This window comes from Veillonella sp. ACP1, assembly GCF_000286635.1.
In the GTDB taxonomy this organism is placed as follows: Bacteria; Bacillota; Negativicutes; order Veillonellales; family Veillonellaceae; genus Veillonella; species Veillonella atypica.
In genome coordinates this window covers 24,646-42,922 of record NZ_ALKL01000001.1, presented here as the reverse complement: position 1 = coordinate 42,922, position 18,277 = coordinate 24,646, and the positions used below count along the sequence as shown (strand labels likewise).

General features: G+C 40.0%; 21 protein-coding genes. 2 read left to right on the top strand and 19 right to left on the bottom strand.

What is annotated here, in order from left to right:
* Positions 1 to 344: 344 nt before the first annotated feature.
* The 3 genes from HMPREF1151_RS00220 to HMPREF1151_RS00210 form a co-directional block, all read right to left on the bottom strand.
* Positions 345 to 1,889, bottom strand: coding sequence for a ClC family H(+)/Cl(-) exchange transporter (locus HMPREF1151_RS00220; RefSeq protein WP_009660663.1), 1,545 nt, complete (start codon positions 1,887 to 1,889; stop codon positions 345 to 347).
* 272 nt (positions 1,890 to 2,161) lie between these two features.
* Positions 2,162 to 3,313: a lactaldehyde reductase gene (gene fucO, locus HMPREF1151_RS00215; RefSeq protein ID WP_038141029.1), complete on the bottom strand. Its 1,152-nt coding sequence runs from the start codon at positions 3,311 to 3,313 to the stop codon at positions 2,162 to 2,164.
* A 141-nt stretch (positions 3,314 to 3,454) separates the two neighbouring features.
* The gene (locus tag HMPREF1151_RS00210; RefSeq protein WP_009660671.1) at positions 3,455 to 4,603 is read right to left on the bottom strand and encodes a glycoside hydrolase family 3 N-terminal domain-containing protein; all 1,149 of its coding nucleotides are present in this window, start codon (positions 4,601 to 4,603) and stop codon (positions 3,455 to 3,457) included.
* Between the two features lie 159 nt (positions 4,604 to 4,762).
* On the opposite strand from HMPREF1151_RS00210, the gene HMPREF1151_RS00205 reads away from it, so the two are divergent.
* On the top strand, positions 4,763 to 4,996 hold the full coding sequence (locus HMPREF1151_RS00205; RefSeq protein ID WP_005378014.1) for a (2Fe-2S)-binding protein: 234 nt from the start codon (positions 4,763 to 4,765) through the stop codon (positions 4,994 to 4,996).
* Between the two features lie 300 nt (positions 4,997 to 5,296).
* Here HMPREF1151_RS00205 and HMPREF1151_RS00200 read toward each other — a convergent pair whose 3' ends face one another.
* The 15 genes from HMPREF1151_RS00200 to HMPREF1151_RS00135 all read right to left on the bottom strand — a co-directional run bounded on the left by HMPREF1151_RS00200 (position 5,297) and on the right by HMPREF1151_RS00135 (position 15,952).
* Positions 5,297 to 5,929, bottom strand: coding sequence for a site-2 protease family protein (locus tag HMPREF1151_RS00200; RefSeq protein ID WP_009660738.1), 633 nt, complete (start codon positions 5,927 to 5,929; stop codon positions 5,297 to 5,299).
* Between the two features lie 98 nt (positions 5,930 to 6,027).
* A complete protein-coding gene (locus HMPREF1151_RS00195) occupies positions 6,028 to 6,798 on the bottom strand; it encodes a carboxymuconolactone decarboxylase family protein (RefSeq protein ID WP_009660626.1) in 771 nt (256 codons plus the stop codon).
* Between the two features lie 183 nt (positions 6,799 to 6,981).
* On the bottom strand, positions 6,982 to 7,413 hold the full coding sequence (locus tag HMPREF1151_RS00190) for a hypothetical protein (RefSeq protein WP_009660628.1): 432 nt from the start codon (positions 7,411 to 7,413) through the stop codon (positions 6,982 to 6,984).
* 85 nt (positions 7,414 to 7,498) lie between these two features.
* On the bottom strand, positions 7,499 to 8,020 hold the full coding sequence (locus HMPREF1151_RS00185; protein ID WP_009660608.1) for a MarR family winged helix-turn-helix transcriptional regulator: 522 nt from the start codon (positions 8,018 to 8,020) through the stop codon (positions 7,499 to 7,501).
* Between the two features lie 294 nt (positions 8,021 to 8,314).
* Positions 8,315 to 8,530, bottom strand: a complete 216-nt coding sequence (locus HMPREF1151_RS00180; protein ID WP_009660714.1) for a hypothetical protein — start codon at positions 8,528 to 8,530, stop codon at positions 8,315 to 8,317.
* Between the two features lie 177 nt (positions 8,531 to 8,707).
* Positions 8,708 to 9,298, bottom strand: a complete 591-nt coding sequence (locus tag HMPREF1151_RS00175; protein WP_009660624.1) for a nitroreductase — start codon at positions 9,296 to 9,298, stop codon at positions 8,708 to 8,710.
* A 91-nt stretch (positions 9,299 to 9,389) separates the two neighbouring features.
* Positions 9,390 to 9,593 carry a hypothetical protein gene (locus tag HMPREF1151_RS09805; protein ID WP_232197991.1) on the bottom strand — a complete coding sequence of 68 codons (204 nt, stop codon included), beginning with the start codon at positions 9,591 to 9,593 and terminating at the stop codon, positions 9,390 to 9,392.
* Between the two features lie 419 nt (positions 9,594 to 10,012).
* Positions 10,013 to 10,438 carry a hypothetical protein gene (locus HMPREF1151_RS00170; protein WP_009660700.1) on the bottom strand — a complete coding sequence of 142 codons (426 nt, stop codon included), beginning with the start codon at positions 10,436 to 10,438 and terminating at the stop codon, positions 10,013 to 10,015.
* Between the two features lie 159 nt (positions 10,439 to 10,597).
* Positions 10,598 to 11,581, bottom strand: a complete 984-nt coding sequence (locus HMPREF1151_RS00165) for an inverse autotransporter beta-barrel domain-containing protein (RefSeq protein WP_038141027.1) — start codon at positions 11,579 to 11,581, stop codon at positions 10,598 to 10,600.
* A gap of 183 nt (positions 11,582 to 11,764) precedes the next feature.
* Positions 11,765 to 12,118, bottom strand: coding sequence for a Spx/MgsR family RNA polymerase-binding regulatory protein (locus HMPREF1151_RS00160; protein WP_009660717.1), 354 nt, complete (start codon positions 12,116 to 12,118; stop codon positions 11,765 to 11,767).
* Positions 12,119 to 12,206: 88 nt separating this feature from the next.
* Positions 12,207 to 12,524, bottom strand: coding sequence for a HigA family addiction module antitoxin (locus HMPREF1151_RS00155; protein WP_009660711.1), 318 nt, complete (start codon positions 12,522 to 12,524; stop codon positions 12,207 to 12,209).
* Between the two features lie 13 nt (positions 12,525 to 12,537).
* Positions 12,538 to 12,822, bottom strand: a complete 285-nt coding sequence (locus HMPREF1151_RS00150; RefSeq protein WP_038125098.1) for a type II toxin-antitoxin system RelE/ParE family toxin — start codon at positions 12,820 to 12,822, stop codon at positions 12,538 to 12,540.
* A 176-nt stretch (positions 12,823 to 12,998) separates the two neighbouring features.
* Positions 12,999 to 13,454: a hypothetical protein gene (locus HMPREF1151_RS00145; RefSeq protein ID WP_050988778.1), complete on the bottom strand. Its 456-nt coding sequence runs from the start codon at positions 13,452 to 13,454 to the stop codon at positions 12,999 to 13,001.
* Complete coding sequence (locus tag HMPREF1151_RS00140) at positions 13,454 to 14,704, bottom strand: hypothetical protein (protein ID WP_009660719.1); 1,251 nt, start codon at positions 14,702 to 14,704, stop codon at positions 13,454 to 13,456. The genes HMPREF1151_RS00145 and HMPREF1151_RS00140 overlap by 1 nt, the downstream gene beginning before the upstream one ends.
* Positions 14,705 to 14,827: 123 nt before the next feature.
* Entirely contained in the window at positions 14,828 to 15,952 is a 1,125-nt protein-coding gene (locus tag HMPREF1151_RS00135; RefSeq protein ID WP_009660651.1) for a hypothetical protein, read from the bottom strand.
* Between the two features lie 215 nt (positions 15,953 to 16,167).
* On the opposite strand from HMPREF1151_RS00135, the gene HMPREF1151_RS00130 reads away from it, so the two are divergent.
* Positions 16,168 to 17,499, top strand: coding sequence for a hypothetical protein (locus HMPREF1151_RS00130; RefSeq protein ID WP_009660589.1), 1,332 nt, complete (start codon positions 16,168 to 16,170; stop codon positions 17,497 to 17,499).
* Between the two features lie 138 nt (positions 17,500 to 17,637).
* On the opposite strand, the gene HMPREF1151_RS00125 is transcribed toward HMPREF1151_RS00130, so the two are convergent.
* Positions 17,638 to 18,258, bottom strand: coding sequence for a hypothetical protein (locus HMPREF1151_RS00125; protein WP_009660686.1), 621 nt, complete (start codon positions 18,256 to 18,258; stop codon positions 17,638 to 17,640).
* Positions 18,259 to 18,277 lie beyond the last annotated feature (19 nt).

Below are 18,277 nucleotides of genomic sequence, written 5' to 3'. Positions count from 1 at the left end.
GCTCCACCGGCCAGGTCTGACTACGCCCTTCGGGCTCCGCAGGGCCAAAGTCACTTTTAGCCCCCCCTTACACTTCTCCACAATAAAACAGAGAAAACATATTTCCAATCTATAATTGAAGAAATAAAAAAGGTGAGCTGCCTCGAAAAAACGACTTCGGGTCCCTTCCTCTACTCCCTGTAATAATACAGCAAAATCCTATTTCCAATCTATGTTAGATTTAAGACGAAAACGCGAGGTCCCTCTGAAGAAATCGACTTTGGCCCTGCGAAGGCCGCAGGCCGAAGTCAGACCCGGCCGGTGGAGGCTTTTTTAGTAGGACCTCAGTCCAAAACGATTTAATACTAATTAGATTGGAAATATGATTTTGCTGCTTTTAATCGTCCTCGTTCGCACGATACTTGTAGTTCATCGCCCGGTTGTAGTTTTACATCGTTTAGAGGCACGATGTATGTTCCATTCCGGCGAATGCTTACAATTAACGTCCCCTCTGGCAAGTTGAGGTCTTGCAATTGTGTATCAACATAGGATGCCACTACAGGCACCTTGGTTTGGAAAAAGGTTTGAACATTTTCTAGGTTGCTTTGACCTGTCATAGCTTGTAATAAGGAATCGTAAATAGGTGGTTCTTTTAAGAGTTCTGCCACCAAGTAGGCCACGATGGTAACAATACCGATGGCATAGATGTTAGAAAAGCTATCCGTCATTTCAAGAACGAGTAAAATCGCCAAAATTGGGGTACGCATAGCGGCCGCTAGCATGCCACCCATGGCACAAAGAACAAATTGAGGTACAAAATCTGGAGCTATTAATCCCATGGATGAAAGCAGGCTTTCACAAAAAGCACCGGCTGATGCACCGATAACAAGCATCGGTAGAAAGATGCCGCCCTGTGCGCCGCTGCCATAGCAGAAGGTAGTGAGCAAAATTTTGCCTAGCACAATGCCGCCTAGGAGCAATACGCCATGAGACTGAAAGGCCAGTTGACCTACCAAATCATTGCCACCGCCCAACAAGAGCTGGGAATCAAAGCCGATAACGGCGACGGTTACAAAGGTAAGCACAAGCTTTAGAAAGCGAGAACACTTGAGCCACTCGAAGAAACGCTTAAAGGCAAATATCATGCGGCAAAACAATACACCGCAGAGCCCCATTAAAATACCTACACCGAGCAGAACCGGAAAATAATCAAGCGGCATCCCTGAAGTTACGGAAAATCCGAGAGCCGGCGTAAGGCCAAAGATAGTTACCGTAATGTAGTTCGATATGAGCGTAGCCACGAAGGTAGGAATGACGAGGTACGGATAAAAGCTTTTATGCACCTCTTCAAAGACGAACATAGCCCCCGACACAGGCGCACTAAAGGCAGCAGTTAAGCCTGCACCGGCACCAGCCGATGTAAGAATGCGTTGTTCACGTAGGCCTGAATTCATCCAATACGACACAATTTTACCGGCAGAGCCGCCGATTTGCACCGCTGGCCCTTCACGGCCCACGGAAAATCCAGCAAAGCCGGTTAGTACGCCGCCAATCATCTTTGAAATAAGCGTGCGATATGGCTTCATGTCGAATAAACCGAGCATTTCCCCTTCAATTTGAGGAATACCGGAACCGCCAGATAATGGCGCCCACGTCAACAATCGATCGATAATAAAAGCAAACACTACCATGGCAATGAGCCAAGCTATGGCCCATTCGATAGAAATATCGCCCATTAGATGCCACCTGATATGCTCAGACTCGAGGATTAAATATCGATAGGCAGCGCCAAAAAATCCTGCAATGATACCTACTAAGGCCCCTTTAGCAATGAGTTCAGATAGTAGTATCCGGTTCATCGACATATCTGCCAAGGTAGAGCTGCGTTTATTTAGTTTCCATAGTTTCATGCATTCTCCTCCTCGTGGAAAATATATCGAATATCAGTCTAATCTATGTAGGATTCTCTAAATGGACGGCAATAACGATTTCTCTGTCATCCGTTCTAAACGAAGTTTCTCCGCTACATACGTATCAGTATATTTATAACTAGTATACTTTCCGTTTCCTACTTTTTCAAGAATTCCCTTGTAGAAGAATTTCATAAGATAAAGAACAGCATCTATATGAGTAATGATTCATCATATAGATGCTGTACCATATTGTTATTGATTACACTTAATTAGAATATAGATTCATAAATACCAATGATTTCATCAATGGTTACATCTCGTGGATTACCTGGCGTACATGCGTCGTTGAAAGCAGATTCTGCGAAGAATGGAATATCTTCGCGTTTTACGCCAGCTTCGCTGAGGGATTTAGGAATGCCTACATCATCGGCTAGTTTTTGGATAACGTCGATGGCAGCCTGACGGTAGGTGCTTTCATCCATAGCATCCACATTAGGCACGCCCATAACGCGTGCAATTTCACGGTATTTAGCACCTGTTTCAGGGGCGTTGAATTTCAATACTGCTGTTAATAACATAGCACAAGCCTTACCATGAGGGATGTCGTACACAGCACTCAATGGATGGGCCATAGAGTGAACGATGCCAAGGCCTACGTTAGAGAAACCCATGCCCGCAATATATTGGCCTACGGACATCGCTTCGCGACCTGCATATTCGCCAGCCACTGCGCTGCGCAAGGAACGGCCGATGATTTCGATAGCTTTCAAATGAAGCATATCTGTTAATTCCCAAGCACCTTTCGTGATATACCCTTCTACGGCATGAACGAGGGCATCCATCCCCGTAGAAGCACATAGGCCGGTTGGCATGGACGCGGACATATCAGGATCGATTATAGCGATAATTGGAATGTCATGAGGGTCTACGCAAACAAATTTGCGGTTCTTTTCCACGTCAGTGATAACATAGTTGATGGTAACCTCTGCTGCCGTACCGGATGTAGTAGACACAGCGATAATCGGCAAGCAAGGATGTTTTGTAGGCGCCAAGCCTTCAAGACTACGCACATCGCTAAATTCAGGATTTGTCATAATCGTAGCAATAGCCTTACTCGTGTCGATAGCACTGCCACCGCCTACAGCAACGATCACATCAGCACCAGCCGCCTTACAAGCAGCCACACCAGATGTTACATTTTCAATGGTTGGATTCGGCTTAATATTGTCATATACATCGTAAGCAATGCTTGCCGCATCAAGCAAATCCGTAACCTTCGTAGCAACCTTAAACTCAAATAAATCAGGCGTAGATGTAACGAGAACCTTTTTAAAATGGCGATTCTTAATTTCGTTTACAATCTCCTGAATCGCACCTTGCCCAAAATACGACGTGCCGTTCAACATAATTCTCCGGGACATATACTTCACTCCTAACGAATAAAAAATAAACCGATAGAGAATAACTATACTTAGTAATTCTCTATCGGTATCAAAAAGTCCTGTATGAGGGGATAAATACGTTGTTATGAATACACTATATACTATGGATTAACCTAGTATTTATAAACCATGGCTCATCTTCATAAGCAATATCCGTTTCACCGATGCATCAAGGCGTTCCTTAGAAATAGTGCCATCTTTGACGGCTTTCATAAGCCCATTATAGGCCTCTTGCATATGTTCATACTCATGGCATACGAGTAAAATGTCACTGCCAGCTTGGATGGATTGAACAGCCATATCGCCAAAGGTATAGTGTTTGGCAAGGGCGCCCATGTCCATATCATCGGTAACGACGACGCCGTTATAGCCCATATCTTTACGAAGCCAATCAGTGATGATTTTCTTGGATAAGCTAGACGGATGATCAGGGTCGATTTGTGGATACATCGCATGGGATACCATAATCATATACGTATTCGGTTTCGACTGTTTAATAAGGTCTACAAATACCTTTGAATCCTCAGCGAGTAACATATCTTTAGACACAGGCACCACGCTAGTGTCTGCATGTAAATCTACATCGGTTTTACCAATGCCAGGGAAATGCTTGTACGAATACCATAGGCCAGATTCGTCATAAGCTTTGCCTACCGCACCTGCAAACTTCACGACTTGATCGGGATTCGTACTATATGAGCGACCATAGGTTAATCCCAAGTCCGCATCAGGCGCAAAATTAATATTAAATCCAAGGTCCTTAAGTTCAGTCCCTACTTGTTTGGCTAGATTTGCTGCATGGTCAACAGAACCTTGACCCAGCTCTTCTGCAGGGGGCACCTTAATCAACTTGTCCTCCATACGCGCCACGGCGCCGCCCTCTTGGTCGATACCGATGAACAATGGCGTAAGACCCGCACTTTTACCGGCCTTATTAATATCAGTAATGAGCGTTTTCACCTGCTCCTTACTCTCCATGTTGCGGTCGAACAGGATAATGCCACCCACTCGATATTTATTGAGCATAAATTTCGCATCATCATTCAAGGTTGTGCCATGAATACCAATCATCAACAGCTGGCCTACCTTGTCTGCATCGGACATATTAGCCACAAGCTTATCTACCTTTTCTTCTGGTGAAAGCTCACTCTGCACCACCGCTTCATAGGTTACAGGCTCTGCCTTCTTGGCAAAGGGATTATGAAATGCGCAACCTGATGTGAGTGCCAAAGCACCAATCATAGTCGCTGCTACAATACGTCGTAACATATTAACCTCCAAGTATAATTTATAATGCTTATAGTATATCATCTTCGACCATGTTATATGTACTTAACAAATCAACCTTTTCTATGATATACTAAACTATATCGTAAAGTTTCGATGTAATTTAGTATATAATGACTCGTGTGAGTCAAAGAGGAATATATGGAATTTGAAAATAACCAAGTACCAGAGGCAATTCTGGACAAATTAACAAAGGTGTGTACATGTCGCAGCATTACACGCAAAACGATTAAAGAGGCCATTTTTAATGGGGCTCATACATTTCCAGCTGTCAAAGAAGCGACTAGAGCAGGCACTGGTGCCTGTGGTGGCAAAGGCTGTGGTCCGCGCATCGTAAAATTACTAGCGGAACTAAAAGAACAAGGTCGCATTTAATATTATCCCTTGTTTTAAAATAGAACAGGCCTGTTCTATTTTACAGAACCTCATATAGGGCTTTTTAGAATTAGTACAGGCCTGTTCTATTTTGCAGAACCATATATAGGTCTCTTTAGAATTAGTACAGGTCTGTTCTATTTTTTAGGACCTCATACAGGGCTTTTTAGAATTAGTACAGGCCTGTTCTATTTTGCAGGACCATATATAGATCTCTTTCATCTAAAACACAAAAGCTATTAGTTGATCATATACAATCAACTAATAGCTTTTTTAAGTTTAAAGGGCTGTTTTGTTGGGTTATAGCACCAAGTTAACGATGCTTTCAAAACCACCGAGAATCGATTTTTGCAAGGGCACAAAGATGTGCGAAGCAATCGGTGAATTTAATATAACGATCAAGATGAGCAAGGAAACCATGCTAAATCGTGCTACATGAATTTGCCATTTAAGAGGCAAGAAGTTCATCAAAATATGGCTGCCATCGAGAGGTGGCACAGGCATTAAATTTAAGATGGCAAAGTTAATGTTGTACACGACGATGAGAAACAACACGAGGTACAAGGAGTCATTGCCCAACAAGTTCGCCGCTTCCAGGCATCGCATAACAACGTAGCCGATAAAGGCCATCACAAGATTCGCTATAGGCCCTGCGATGGATACAATCATATCATCGGTCCGCGGGTCCTTAAAATTGGTGGGATTTACAACAACTGGTTTGGCCCAGCCAAATCCACCTATAATCAAGGCCAAAGATCCAATGAGATCAAGGTGTACAAAAGGGTTCATCGTAAGGCGCCCCATCATACGCGGTGTGGGGTCACCCAGTAAATCTGCTGCCTTAGCATGAGCATACTCGTGCCCTGCAGCAGCAATGATTAGCGCCGGAATGGACGCGATAATCATAATTAAACTTAATCCAGAAAGAATCATACTACTCCTTGTTATCTAATAGCACTTGGCTACTACATCATATATTGATTTATTTCCAATTCATTAATTGGCTTCTCATTTATTGATTTGTGTTCCATTTAGTGATTTGCTTCCCATTCGGCAAAGCCCGCATTAATGCAAGACAATGCATTCAACACACGAGGAAAACCAATATACGGCACACATTGGGAGGCAATGCTAATCAGAAATCTCTTATCATTTCCTACGTTCAAATTACCAATGACATGCGCCTTAAGCTGCGCTTCACAACCGCCTTGCGCCATGAGAAAACAAAAGGTAATGAGCTCGCGTTGTTTAGTGCTAAGCCCTTTACGAGTATAGTAATCACCGAACATATTGGCTAACCATTTATTGATATGACGCGTATCTTCAGGTCCCGATTGGTAAAAGTTATGCATTCCTTCGCCCCAGATTTCCACTTGCTTTTCGATGCCCTTTTCAAGGCGATTTTCACTGGTAATCGTGCTGCGATGTGGATTTTGAATTTCTTCATCTCGGTAATCGAGTATCTTATTAGTAATCTTAAAGAACGGACGCACCTTCCCGATGCCAAGATATGGTACCGCTTGATAAATAAGTTCCACGATTTCATCGGGAATGACACCAAAATTTAACGCAGCTGGCATCATCAACGAATATTCATCTGTGGCACCTGCCCCAACCAAGGTAGCTAAAATGGCCAAGAAACGGCTATGCGCCGCTACATTACAGCCATCCTCTATAATAACCTCGTGAAAGGCAAAGTTTTCAAATAGATCTTCAAACTCAGGGTCTATATATCCTGCTGGCGATGCAATATCGGGGAACATGCGTTCCGTATAGGCCTGCGCAAATTCAGATTTTGCCATCCTTACCTCCTAAAATAATTATTAAGCTTTCATCTAACATACAATTAATAGACTTTCACCTAACATACTATCTATCACAATTATAATTATATGATATCTATACATTCATATATATACAACAATGGTGAAAGCCCCTTATAAAGAACTTTCACCATTATACGTATCATTATAAGTATTTAATTATTATGCATGAACGTTTACAGTTGCAGGAACAGCATTTACATCAGGGAATGCAAACTCTGTGCCATATACTTCTTTCCAAGCAGCTTTGAACATGTTGAATTCGTTTGTGCCAGGATTGATTTGGTACAATTGACCATCTGGAGCAAAGCGATATACAGTGTGCAAGCTAGGATGCACAATATATTTGAATAATGTAGCTTCGCCATATTGGTTGTTATGCATATTTACTACATTAATACCGAATACATAGTTGCGACTACCATCGATCAAATTAAATTGAGATGCTTTGTCAAAGTAGTAAGTTTCTGTACCGTTAGCACTGTTTGGCACTTCTGGGTAATTTGCCAAACCATTCCAGTCAGCAGCACTCACCACAGAACCAACTAATAATGTTGCTGCAAGAGCAAATGTAGTCACTAATTTCTTATTCATAATGTTCGCCTCCACCCTAAACGGGTAACACTAGGTCTACTCCCAATGACCCAATAATACAATATCTAATTAAATTATATCATATTTATCGTTTAATATCTTCAGGATTGATAACACCATGCGCTGCATCAATGGTATCTAATAATTTATTAAGCAACTTTCTCAATTCAGCAGCTTCATGAACAGTAAAAACTTCTTGCGTGCTAGCTACTAGTTTCTTAGGTACTTCGATAGCGTCCTTGCGAAGTGCATGGCCTTCTTCTGAAAGAGTAACCATTACCACTCGTTCATCATTACGACTACGTTTACGCTTTAAGAACCCTTTTAGTTCTAATTTCTTAAGCAACGGCGTCAATGTACCAGAATCGAGGCGCAACACTTGCCCTAATTCCTTGACGGATAATTCACCATATTCCCACAATGCCATCATGACAATGTATTGAGTATATGTCAAATTCAAAGGTTCCAAATGCGGACGATAAGCATTTACGATTTCCTTAGCTACTACATACAAAGGAAATCCCAATTGATTTTCCAACATTAAATAATCATCTTCTGGAACCTCTGAAACGCGATTATAACCTGCCAATGTACCTATTTTTGCCATTAACTAGCCCTCCATTACACACACATTAATATTTCTAAAATAATTGTACACAATTTTCCATTAAGCGGTCAATACATCTTTGTAAATTCTTCAGCAACTTACGGTTTCATAGATGAGGGGGGGCAAAATGACACGCTAATCTATATTTAGCTAATCGCAATATAGCATTTTATATTAGAATCCATTAGGAATTTATAAAGATTATAAGGAAAAGGGTGCATGGGATTGCACATCAAAAACTTATTTTCGATATACAATCCCATGCACCCTTTGATATTAAAAATATATTTATCCTTAATTATGGTATGTATTGGTATGAGTTATTTTATCGTCTACAGCAGCCATATCAACGAGCATAGTCCAGGTTAAAGCTTCTTGCGATACGCTATTCCAATGGATGGGCATAACAGGCATAGATACTACGTCTGCAGAATCTAATGTGTTCATTACCATTCGTATTGGTTTCGTATGATTGACAAACCAGTCTTTTATTGTGCTTCGCGTTGCCATAGTTGCCTCCAACTAAACTGTATCATTAGTAATAGTATTACTAATTTATATCCATACCCCCATAGGTATTTACTATTATATATACTATATACCCATATAGGTATATTTGCAAGTGTATTTTTATTTTTATTCTAAAAATGAAAAGGGTCGCATATGCGACCCTTCGGTGTGTAGTTATTAGTCAATATAGGTTACAGGATTCCCTTTGATATTGAGTTCTCTGCGGTTTAGTCCATTTGGCAAGTCTGGATAGCCGATGGCAAGGCTTGCATATACTTTTTCATCATCGCCCATGCCAAGTTCGCGAAGGCGTTTGATTATGCGTTCGTTGTCTTGTAGGTGACGTAATTGGTTCACCCAGCAGGATCCCAAGTCTAGTTCGTTGCAGGCAAGCATCATGTTTTCCATAGCACAAGCTGTATCAGAGAAATTATTGGCTAGCACAGGTTTATGAGCCAATACGATGAGCACTGGTGCATTGTAGTGGAATACAAATTTGCCCTCTTTGGACATTTTAATGATGTTCACCATGTATGGTGGCGTTTGTTCCGTTACTTCTGTCTTACCATACTCTTCTTGAACAAGGGTCACGAGTTCTTTCAACACATCCGGATTGGTAATGACCATAAAATGTGTAGGTTGTAAATTGCCCCCTGTTGGCGCGCGACGACCTGCATCGATAACGGTGTCGAGCAATTCTTGTGCAACCGGTTCAGGTTTGAATTTACGTGTACTATGACGTGTTTTTATGCATTCTAATGTATTCATGATAAACCTCCTTTTGAGAGTATTCTACTATGAATTATTGATTGCTTACAAGTTTTCCTATATATAGATTATTGATTACTTACAAGTTTGCCTACATATGGATTTCTGTCTTCGTCAGAATTAGTTTTATATTTCCAAGACAATATAATGCCGAGTTAAGTACTACGAGTAAGCTTCCCCCATTGTGTACGAGGGCGCCCCATACTGGTGAAAGCGTACCAATCATGGCTAAGATAATGGCAATACCATTCAGAATGAGGGCAAAGCTTAGGTTAATTTTAATAGTGCGCATCATGTGTTTGGATAAAGCTAGATAATTACTGATTTTATTAACTGTATTCTATTTTTGCATGTGTTTATTACACAAATACATGAGCAGTTATTCATGTATCATATCCATCGTATTCTTAATGCTCACACTTGGAGATAAGGGCCAATAGACATATATATGTGTCCTACAAAATAGAACAGGCCTGTACTAATTCCAATGAGCCCTATATATAGTTCTGCAATTTAGTACAGGCCTGTTCTAATTCTAATGAGTACCATATGTGGTTCTACAATTTAGTACAGGCCTGTTCTAATTCTAAAAAGGACTTACTAATGTCTAATAAATTAAAAATCGCGACTAGTTGATTAGAAACTAATTAACTAGTCGCGATTTTTCTATTTCTATATTTATATAAGGATTATACAATTCCCTATATGGATTGATTATACTTGCATGGTTGCCCAGATGAGTACATCATAAATAAGTGCTACAACAACGGCCATAGCTAATTGTCCACCGATATAGACAGGCACGAGGTATATAAAAAATGCCCATAAGGCACCGATAATTTTCATCCATACGGCCCCAAGTTGTTTACTTTCAACCCAAGCCACAAAACGATCTAGAGGATTGACGATTTTTATAATCCATCGTGGAACGTTCTTATCTGGATTGCACGCAGGCAGGTATAGCAGTAATAACGGCAATACAATGGCATCAATGGCGAGCAATGTGGTTAGTGTCAAAGAAAACCAATCGGGTTCCCCTTCCCAAGTCACAGGATGCGAATAAAAACGAAGCCCCCACAAATAGGCTTTGTATACGATATACGGTTCTAACAGCCATAGTAGAGGCTTTGTAATATGCATAATAAACACTCTCTCTAAATTATAAATAGTATATTAATTATAGCATATTTTTAACGTTTTAAATTGTGTACTTCTATGCACTTATATCTTTTTTAATAACATTCGCTGATATTTTCCGATGAGTCTAAAAATGAGGCTGTTTGTTACAGCCCCATTCTATTATTCCACAACGATCGTATTATCTCTTCTTACTGTTTCAAGCATTTTAGATCGCACTGTAGATTCTGTATCGAGTTTGTGTTTTCCACCGTACCACGCCATATCGGTACCGGCAAGGCGGAACATGATTTTGCCATAGGCACTACCGGAAGAGTGTTCTGGTTTATTGAATCCCATATCAATAGACACGCGCGGTGTCAGTTGCAGTTCAGTGCCAAGTCGCAATCCGTTTTTATCAGCGCTACGGTCCAGAGTCCAATGATAGGCTTCTCCATAGATGCGAGCCCAGCGCGCATTTTTAAAGGTTTTTCCATAGGACACGGTATAGCCATCGGTAATACGTTCCAATGCACCATTGACCATATGTTCATCACTCATACCACGATAATAGTTGAAACGGAACTCGCTTTCACCAGAAAGATACTCAAGACCAGCACTCATGCGTCTATGTTGGCCCTTGAAACGGTGATCATAAAACAGGTTCGCGCCATGCAAATGATGGTCATCACTGCTGATGCGGCGATAGCCAAAACCGCTGTTAAGGGTCGTACCAACGTCCGCAGCGCGTGCCACGGAACCTTGGGTAAACCAAACTTGGCGGGATTTGTCGTCATAATGGCCTATGGGCTGCACCGTTTCTGCGCTGTAGAGGGGCTTCCAATCCTTCTGAAAGCTAAGCGCCACGGTGGTTCGTTTCATCCATGCTTTACCATTGGTATGCATATCATTGTTGATATTGGACACAGCCACTGCATTGATAGCGGAATTCACCGCATCAACATTAGAATATCGCGTTGTTTTACGCTCTGTTGTATCCATTACCAACGGTCCGCTTTCACCAATCTGATGGTCCGGCAAATAGGCCGGCGAAATATGAAATTCCTCAGTATTCACTTGTCCATTTTTCGTAGATAGCGCCGTATCACTGGCCCACACAGTAGGAGCCAGTAATACCCCACACAACACATACACTAAAAATCGCATATACACTCTCTCATATCTTACGTTCACGATTCATTAATGAAAAACTAATGAAATATCTATTAGTATACCGAAAAACTGTATATGCTGTCAAAAAACGACTGTAACAACATGCATGTACTGCGCATGCTATTACAGCCGTTTATAATAGTAATCAGACTATGGGGTACGATGTCATTCAGCTAATTACAAATTTAGTGCTTCTATCCATTCTTTTTCTTTAAAGCCTACCAAGACCTTATCTTCTAATACCAAAATTGGACGCTTTACGAGCATACCGTTGGATGCCAACAAAGCTAATTTTTCCTCTTCGCTAAGACCTGGCAACTTATCCTTTAATTGTTGCTCACGATAAATCAAGCCAGACGTGTTAAAGAACGCTTTCAAATCCTTACCAGATTGAGGATACCATGCAGCGATTTCCTCAGCTGTAGGATTTTCAGATTTAATATCACGGTCTGTGTACTCAATATGATGATCATCTAAGAACTTCTTTGCTTTTTTGCACGTTGTGCATTTTGGATATTCTACAAATAACATAGGAACTCCTTTATCTACATATAACACTAAGAATCATTATTCATATGTATAGTGTAGCAGATACATCGATTAATTTCAATTTATTGTTTTATATATCATCTGTTGGAATAGCGCTACACCGTTCTATTGACTGTAACGTTTCAAGTAAACGACTATTTGTTTGAGCCTCACGTAAATCAAGATCCATTTGAACTCTCAAGAAAAAACCATTAGACATACCAAAATATTTACAAAGCCGTAAATCCGTATCAGCAGTAATTCTCCGTTTATCATGTAAAATTTCTTGAATTCTAGACACAGGTACTTTAATGTCTTTTGCTAGTCGATACGCCGTCAAGCCAAGTGGTTCCATAAATTCTTCTTTTAACATCTCACTAATTGTTGGAGTAGAAATATAATTTTTCATAAGTATAACCTCTTTAATGGTAATCCACAATTTCAACATTATAAAAACAATTTATATCTTTTACTTGAAAGCAAATCCTATACTGATTATTTATCCTAAGACTATATTGCTCTATTCTGTCACCTTTTAACAATTCTAATCTATTACCAGGAGGCCATCGTAAATCATTAATCGAGGCAGCATTATCTAACAAAATCAATTTTCTCAATGCTAAACGTTGAATAGAAAGAGAAAATCGTTTAGTAAATAATTGATGATAAATTTTTTCCGTGTCCTTATCCTTGAAACTAATAATCATAGAATATTTCTCCTTTATTATACCTGTTATACAGGTATAATTCAATATCACTGCATATTTTACAGGTAAAAATATAAAACTAAACTACGATGATTTATTCTATAAAGATTTTCTACACGGATAATTTCAACACCTGCCTATGACACTAATAGTCACCACCTCTTATAAAAAATCACTCAATTATCGCTTATGATAATCTTCGTCACCTTGCTACCATTATTTTCAAAGAATATACCGCGAATGTTATCGCTATTATATCTAAGATATCCATAGAACCACCGGTTATTAAAGTCGATAAAATCAGGGCGTCCATAGACGTCCATAACCTTTTTCAAGGTATCGCCAACGGCAATGCCTCGAGCAGTTACAGCATCGCGATTGCTTACGGTTATATACCATACGATAGGTCTGCTGTCTTGCATCAAGGAATGTCCGAATTTAATGCCTCCATAGGTAAGCTCATCACGTTTTTCACTAGTCGGCTGACCAAGGCTAGCCTTTACTGCATCAAAAGATGTACCAAGGGACACACCTGCAATTTTCATATCTTCAGCAGGCAAATAGGCCCCTATGACCTGACCAGGTCTATAATGACGATATTGCTCTGCCTTTGGCCAACTTGGTGAAAGTATTAATTATAAAGTGCTATTTTCTTCATATACCAAGGAATATAAACCGAATTTGCTTCTAACTGCTTCTTATAGGTCTCGTCTACTCTCCATTGCGGTTCCTTTTGAAGTGTTCTTGTATTATCAAAGTCTACATATTCAATCATATCTCTCAACTGTTTATGATTATATAAGGACATACTTTCATCATAAAGAATTCGATAACTATAAGCATATACTGAATCTTTTGTATAGTGTCTCAAGTACGAGTTACCTTTGGTTATTTGACGATCAATCAAGAATCCTGGCAAGCCGTTGTTCCATACGGTAGCATATTGGGTAGGTAAATCAAGGTCGCCATATTTATCCAAAAACCACAGTATTTGAGGTGTGGCGCTAGAACGATCTATATGATCTTTCTTAAATATATGACGTATAACACGAATCGTGATTCCCTTATCTTCATAGGTTCGCACCTCATACCGACCTTCTTCTACAGTTTGACTGATCAATTTAGCAGTTTTAGGAATACGATACGTAAAATTACCCCATCTTTCAGTCTTAGAATAAGAATCTAATCCCGCAATCGATTCAATTGATGGAATAATATAATTGCTCATGACTACTTCAGCAGGTTGATTTTGGAATGGATCATTCTTCGTCACAGAACGGCCATATGTAATGCCATACGTATGGTTGGAATTAAACGGAGTGAATTCAGTATACATCACATGTTCTTTAGGATCCGACACAAGTTTCCAAGAAGCCTGTTTTAAATTGTCATATGTATACTTTCCATGCTCATAACCCTTTATTTGCTTACTATGAGGAGGACCTACAAGCAAAAATCCAGTAAGGCTCCGAACAGCATATAATGGTCCTTTTTCTGTATTCGACGTAATTACATCACCTCGAATACTAACATCAGGCACAGAGAAACGAATCGCATTGGCTTTGTCATGCACCAAAACAACAGTAGATTGTGAAAACTCTGCTAATCTAACAGCTTTATCATATCCAGGTTTCTCTTGATTAATTTTTGCTATCAATGAATCTGAGGCTCTCGGATGAGACTTAACATACGCCACATATGCGTCTACCTCCTTAACAGCCGTCTCATTGATATGTGAATAATTTTCATAGGCATTTGCAGGAATTTTCCTGTCTGCACCAGGTATAGGAGGTTGTCCGGCCGGCACCTCAATCTCTACGGCATTAACATTCATAGTAAAAGCTAATGCCATCGCCATCATAAATAAGCTACGCCGCATCATATTACATCCTCTTCTCTCAACATAAAATAAGCACAACACTTCTTAGTATAAGTATACTATGCTAAGAAGCATTGTGCCTATTGTTTTATGGTTTATTCGTATTTGACGATATATATGCTCTTTTTATGCCCATACACATGGTGTTTTCAGTAAGTTCTGAATGATATTGTGCCCTGCTATGACGGTCATGACTGACGGAGCGCAATAGGTAAATTCTGAATCTGGCAAAATCGTTTTGATGTAGCAATCTTGTGTTTCCATAAATGATTTGTATGTATCAAGTGAAAACAGTCCATAATTACCACACAATTCCCATCTATCTTTAGCGAGAAGGGCCAAAAATTCATCGGCATGTGGGTCATATGCAATGTTAGGTAAGGTGCTGGTTGTTAGCCCCGTATCACTATTTGTACATGGAGAAATATGATACATATACCCTCTTGGTGTGATACAAAGCATCCAAGTAATGGCTCTAGACATAAGGGTTCGTTTCAAAACGCCAAATACTTCTTGTAATCTTGATTTTCGCACATACAGAGCATAAAAGGTTTCCCTATATTCCGTTGGGTCATCAGGCGTATCGAGATAGGTTTGCTCCACTACATCAAAGGGTACATTACATATATTAGCGAGGTCTTCAATCGAATGGCGCCATATTCCTCTACGAACTAAACTAATACGCCTTTTGGGGAATAGTAAAATATATTCACTGCCAATATAATCAGATAAAGCACCAAAATGAATGCCATCTTGACGATTAAACTCAGGAAATTGCATACGCCGATAATCAACGTCAATGCCCGTACAAGCGTAGCTTTCACCTAAAACAGTGCTACCATAGGTCTCAATCTGATGAGGATCCCAGTCCCCTAAGTCATCGCCATACCGCATCTTGCCATGATCATAACGAAGCATCTTGGTGTGCCCCGTAGGCGACACGCAGAGCACGCAAGGATACCCATACCGCTGCGTATACCAACCGCCCACGCTGTGCCAGTCCGCAATCCGATTTTCAGGCCATGCAAACAAGGTCATTTCCACCGGCTGCTGTCCATGTACACCATTCACGGATGCCGTGCCATGAATCGTATGCTTATACCAATTTCGGCCAATCATATACTGCCATGCTAACGGTGGCGTCGGGCCACTTTGGCCAACAGGATCACTAATCACAATGAGCATACCCATCCGCGCTTTTCGATAGGGTCTAACGATATCATTAATTTGGCGCACTAAACCTTGATTCATAGGACATCCCCCTTTTATCTTACCAATCTTGATGAAAGCTAACGCTGTTTACACCTTTAGTATAAATGAGTAGATGTGTAAAATTTAGTGCATAGAGGCATGCAAACTCATTACTGCTTAACATATAAGAAAGTTATATAATTATACTTAATAAAGAGAATATAAGTATTGTTATAGCTCCTATAACAAGGAGCATGTAAGCAGGAGAAGCTATTATGCTAAAATTACCACTCATAGTGGGTGCTTTCATCATGAGCACTATACTGTCGCCAGTAAAGGCCATCGACGTCAATATTCCTGGTGCGGATCCTAAAATCCCAAAGGATGCGTATATAAATTATCAAGCCACAAACCAAACCATTGAACAGGATGTGGCCAATTATGTAGAAACGTTAAAGAGCACCGATAAAGCCAACGGCATTAGCAGAAACGAACTAGCCTATGCAAAAGAAGCCTCCATATATCGCGGAGAACATTACCACAATACGGTGATTTCCGTTTACAATCACTACAGCCAGATTCGGCTTTCATTCCCCGTAGCAAGCATAAAGAGTGAATATAATATTGGTCGGTATAAAAATCCTGATCGCACTATAGAGGATTATCGCGTTATAACCGATAATGGCAATCTTAATCTAGAAATCGACTATGCAGATTACAAAGATCAGGATTGGCGCAACACTAAAATTGCCTATGAAAAACTAACAGACAAGGACGTTCGTAAGTTCTTACAAGATAAAGCAAAGAAGAATCTAGAAAAGCATATTTCTGATATAAAGGCGACTGTATTTTCATACCCTACCGTTACCTATAGTACTTGGGACAGCATGAAAATGCCTTACCTCAAAAATGGTCAAAAAACGACGATGACCGTGGATACCATCAACTTTAAACATATGGGCTTTGCCATACGGTATCCTCTATATCACGCAGGTATCGCCTATTTTGATAATAAACCGGTGTTGAATAAGGTGCCTACTGACAATCTACTCGCCAATTACGTGCTTCCATCGATGAAAAACCTCAATGAGTTGAATGAATATTCACGCATAGAAAATCTAAACGGCATACAGTATCGCGTACCTAAGGATGCCATATTCGATGGTGAAAGCAAGGACGAATATCAAGATATTAGATATTACAAAAAGGGCACCATAACCTTTTTCATTTCTACTATCAATCCCGCTAAGAATCCGTATGCTGGCAATCCTATTATTAATGGTCATTACAATTTTAACAGAGAGTTACGTTCATTCTGGGATATGTACCGGTACCACCCAACACCAGATTATATAAATTACTCTGTTGTATGGAATAACAATATTCCTGGGCTCTCCATACACAGCTATGAACCGTATAGGGATAATCACATCCTAAACTTTGAATCCTATGATGGTACCTATCATTTTATCTATATCATCTTTTATCCAAAATTTTTAAGTGCTGATGAAGTCCAAAAATTACGGAATATGATTGAGTTCTTTGATTCTACGAATAATCCTGAATTTAAACTACAGCAACATGTTGTGTTTCCAGAGAATCGCTAACTAGAAAACTAAATACAACTAATCTACTATCTTAAGATACACAAACAAAACAGCCAGTACCGTAATCACAGTACTGGCTGTTTGTATTCTATTTAGTTTTATGTAGCTATTTCAAATTACCTAATATAACGCGTATTCTTATTTTGCCTTACCTTGTTTTTCATGTTGTTCTACAAGGGCAAGGAATTCTTTAAAGTTGTTGATTTTAACGGCTTGCCATGTGCCATCATCAAGTTTTTTCATAGCAAGGTTAAACGTTACGTCTTGGTTAAGTTCTTTAGAGTTAAATGTAACAGGCACAACGGCGCTATTACCATCAACAGTGGCAGAACCAATGCTTTTGAACTCAAGATCTTTAATACCTGTTTTTTCTTTCATGTCATCAGCGGCTTGTTTTTCGCGAGCATTTTGGTCTGAACTTTCAGGTTGCTTTGCAATGGCACTGTAAATTTCATTACTCAAAATAGGCACAATCTTAGGTTTCAAACCTTGGAACATCACCTCAGCAAGGCCTTTAAGTGGGTTATCCTTAATTTCAGGATCTTCCAATTGCATAGCCACAACATCATCATAGCCAGAACCGATAATAGAATCTACATCGACATGTTTTTTGAAAGCATTCACATCGTGCTTTTCTACGGCTTCACGAGCAAGATTCAAAGAATAGACAGGTGTTTTTGTGAAATACAAGAAATACCAACCTAGAGCAATGGCCACAATGGCTACTAATGCAGCAATAATAATCTTCTTTTTAGACATAATGGTCTCCTCTCATGCG

Excerpts from the sequence above, each read along its gene's own strand:
- HMPREF1151_RS00150 (WP_038125098.1), bottom strand. The coding sequence starts at position 12,822 with ATGATTATTAGTTTCAAGGATAAGGACACGGAAAAAATTTATCATCAA.
- HMPREF1151_RS00205 (WP_005378014.1), top strand. The coding sequence starts at position 4,763 with ATGGAATTTGAAAATAACCAAGTACCAGAGGCAATTCTGGACAAATTA.
- HMPREF1151_RS00160 (WP_009660717.1), bottom strand. The coding sequence starts at position 12,118 with ATGTTATTTGTAGAATATCCAAAATGCACAACGTGCAAAAAAGCAAAG.
- HMPREF1151_RS00130 (WP_009660589.1), top strand. The coding sequence starts at position 16,168 with ATGCTAAAATTACCACTCATAGTGGGTGCTTTCATCATGAGCACTATA.
- HMPREF1151_RS00195 (WP_009660626.1), bottom strand. The coding sequence starts at position 6,798 with ATGGCAAAATCTGAATTTGCGCAGGCCTATACGGAACGCATGTTCCCC.
- HMPREF1151_RS00170 (WP_009660700.1), bottom strand. The coding sequence starts at position 10,438 with ATGCATATTACAAAGCCTCTACTATGGCTGTTAGAACCGTATATCGTA.
- fucO (WP_038141029.1), bottom strand. The coding sequence starts at position 3,313 with ATGTCCCGGAGAATTATGTTGAACGGCACGTCGTATTTTGGGCAAGGT.
- HMPREF1151_RS00200 (WP_009660738.1), bottom strand. The coding sequence starts at position 5,929 with ATGATTCTTTCTGGATTAAGTTTAATTATGATTATCGCGTCCATTCCG.
- HMPREF1151_RS00125 (WP_009660686.1), bottom strand. The coding sequence starts at position 18,258 with ATGTCTAAAAAGAAGATTATTATTGCTGCATTAGTAGCCATTGTGGCC.
- HMPREF1151_RS00190 (WP_009660628.1), bottom strand. The coding sequence starts at position 7,413 with ATGAATAAGAAATTAGTGACTACATTTGCTCTTGCAGCAACATTATTA.
- HMPREF1151_RS00140 (WP_009660719.1), bottom strand. The coding sequence starts at position 14,704 with ATGATGCGGCGTAGCTTATTTATGATGGCGATGGCATTAGCTTTTACT.
- HMPREF1151_RS00165 (WP_038141027.1), bottom strand. The coding sequence starts at position 11,581 with ATGCGATTTTTAGTGTATGTGTTGTGTGGGGTATTACTGGCTCCTACT.
- HMPREF1151_RS00155 (WP_009660711.1), bottom strand. The coding sequence starts at position 12,524 with ATGAAAAATTATATTTCTACTCCAACAATTAGTGAGATGTTAAAAGAA.
- HMPREF1151_RS00185 (WP_009660608.1), bottom strand. The coding sequence starts at position 8,020 with ATGGCAAAAATAGGTACATTGGCAGGTTATAATCGCGTTTCAGAGGTT.
- HMPREF1151_RS09805 (WP_232197991.1), bottom strand. The coding sequence starts at position 9,593 with ATGATGCGCACTATTAAAATTAACCTAAGCTTTGCCCTCATTCTGAAT.
- HMPREF1151_RS00135 (WP_009660651.1), bottom strand. The coding sequence starts at position 15,952 with ATGAATCAAGGTTTAGTGCGCCAAATTAATGATATCGTTAGACCCTAT.
- HMPREF1151_RS00220 (WP_009660663.1), bottom strand. The coding sequence starts at position 1,889 with ATGAAACTATGGAAACTAAATAAACGCAGCTCTACCTTGGCAGATATG.
- HMPREF1151_RS00180 (WP_009660714.1), bottom strand. The coding sequence starts at position 8,530 with ATGGCAACGCGAAGCACAATAAAAGACTGGTTTGTCAATCATACGAAA.
- HMPREF1151_RS00175 (WP_009660624.1), bottom strand. The coding sequence starts at position 9,298 with ATGAATACATTAGAATGCATAAAAACACGTCATAGTACACGTAAATTC.
- HMPREF1151_RS00210 (WP_009660671.1), bottom strand. The coding sequence starts at position 4,603 with ATGTTACGACGTATTGTAGCAGCGACTATGATTGGTGCTTTGGCACTC.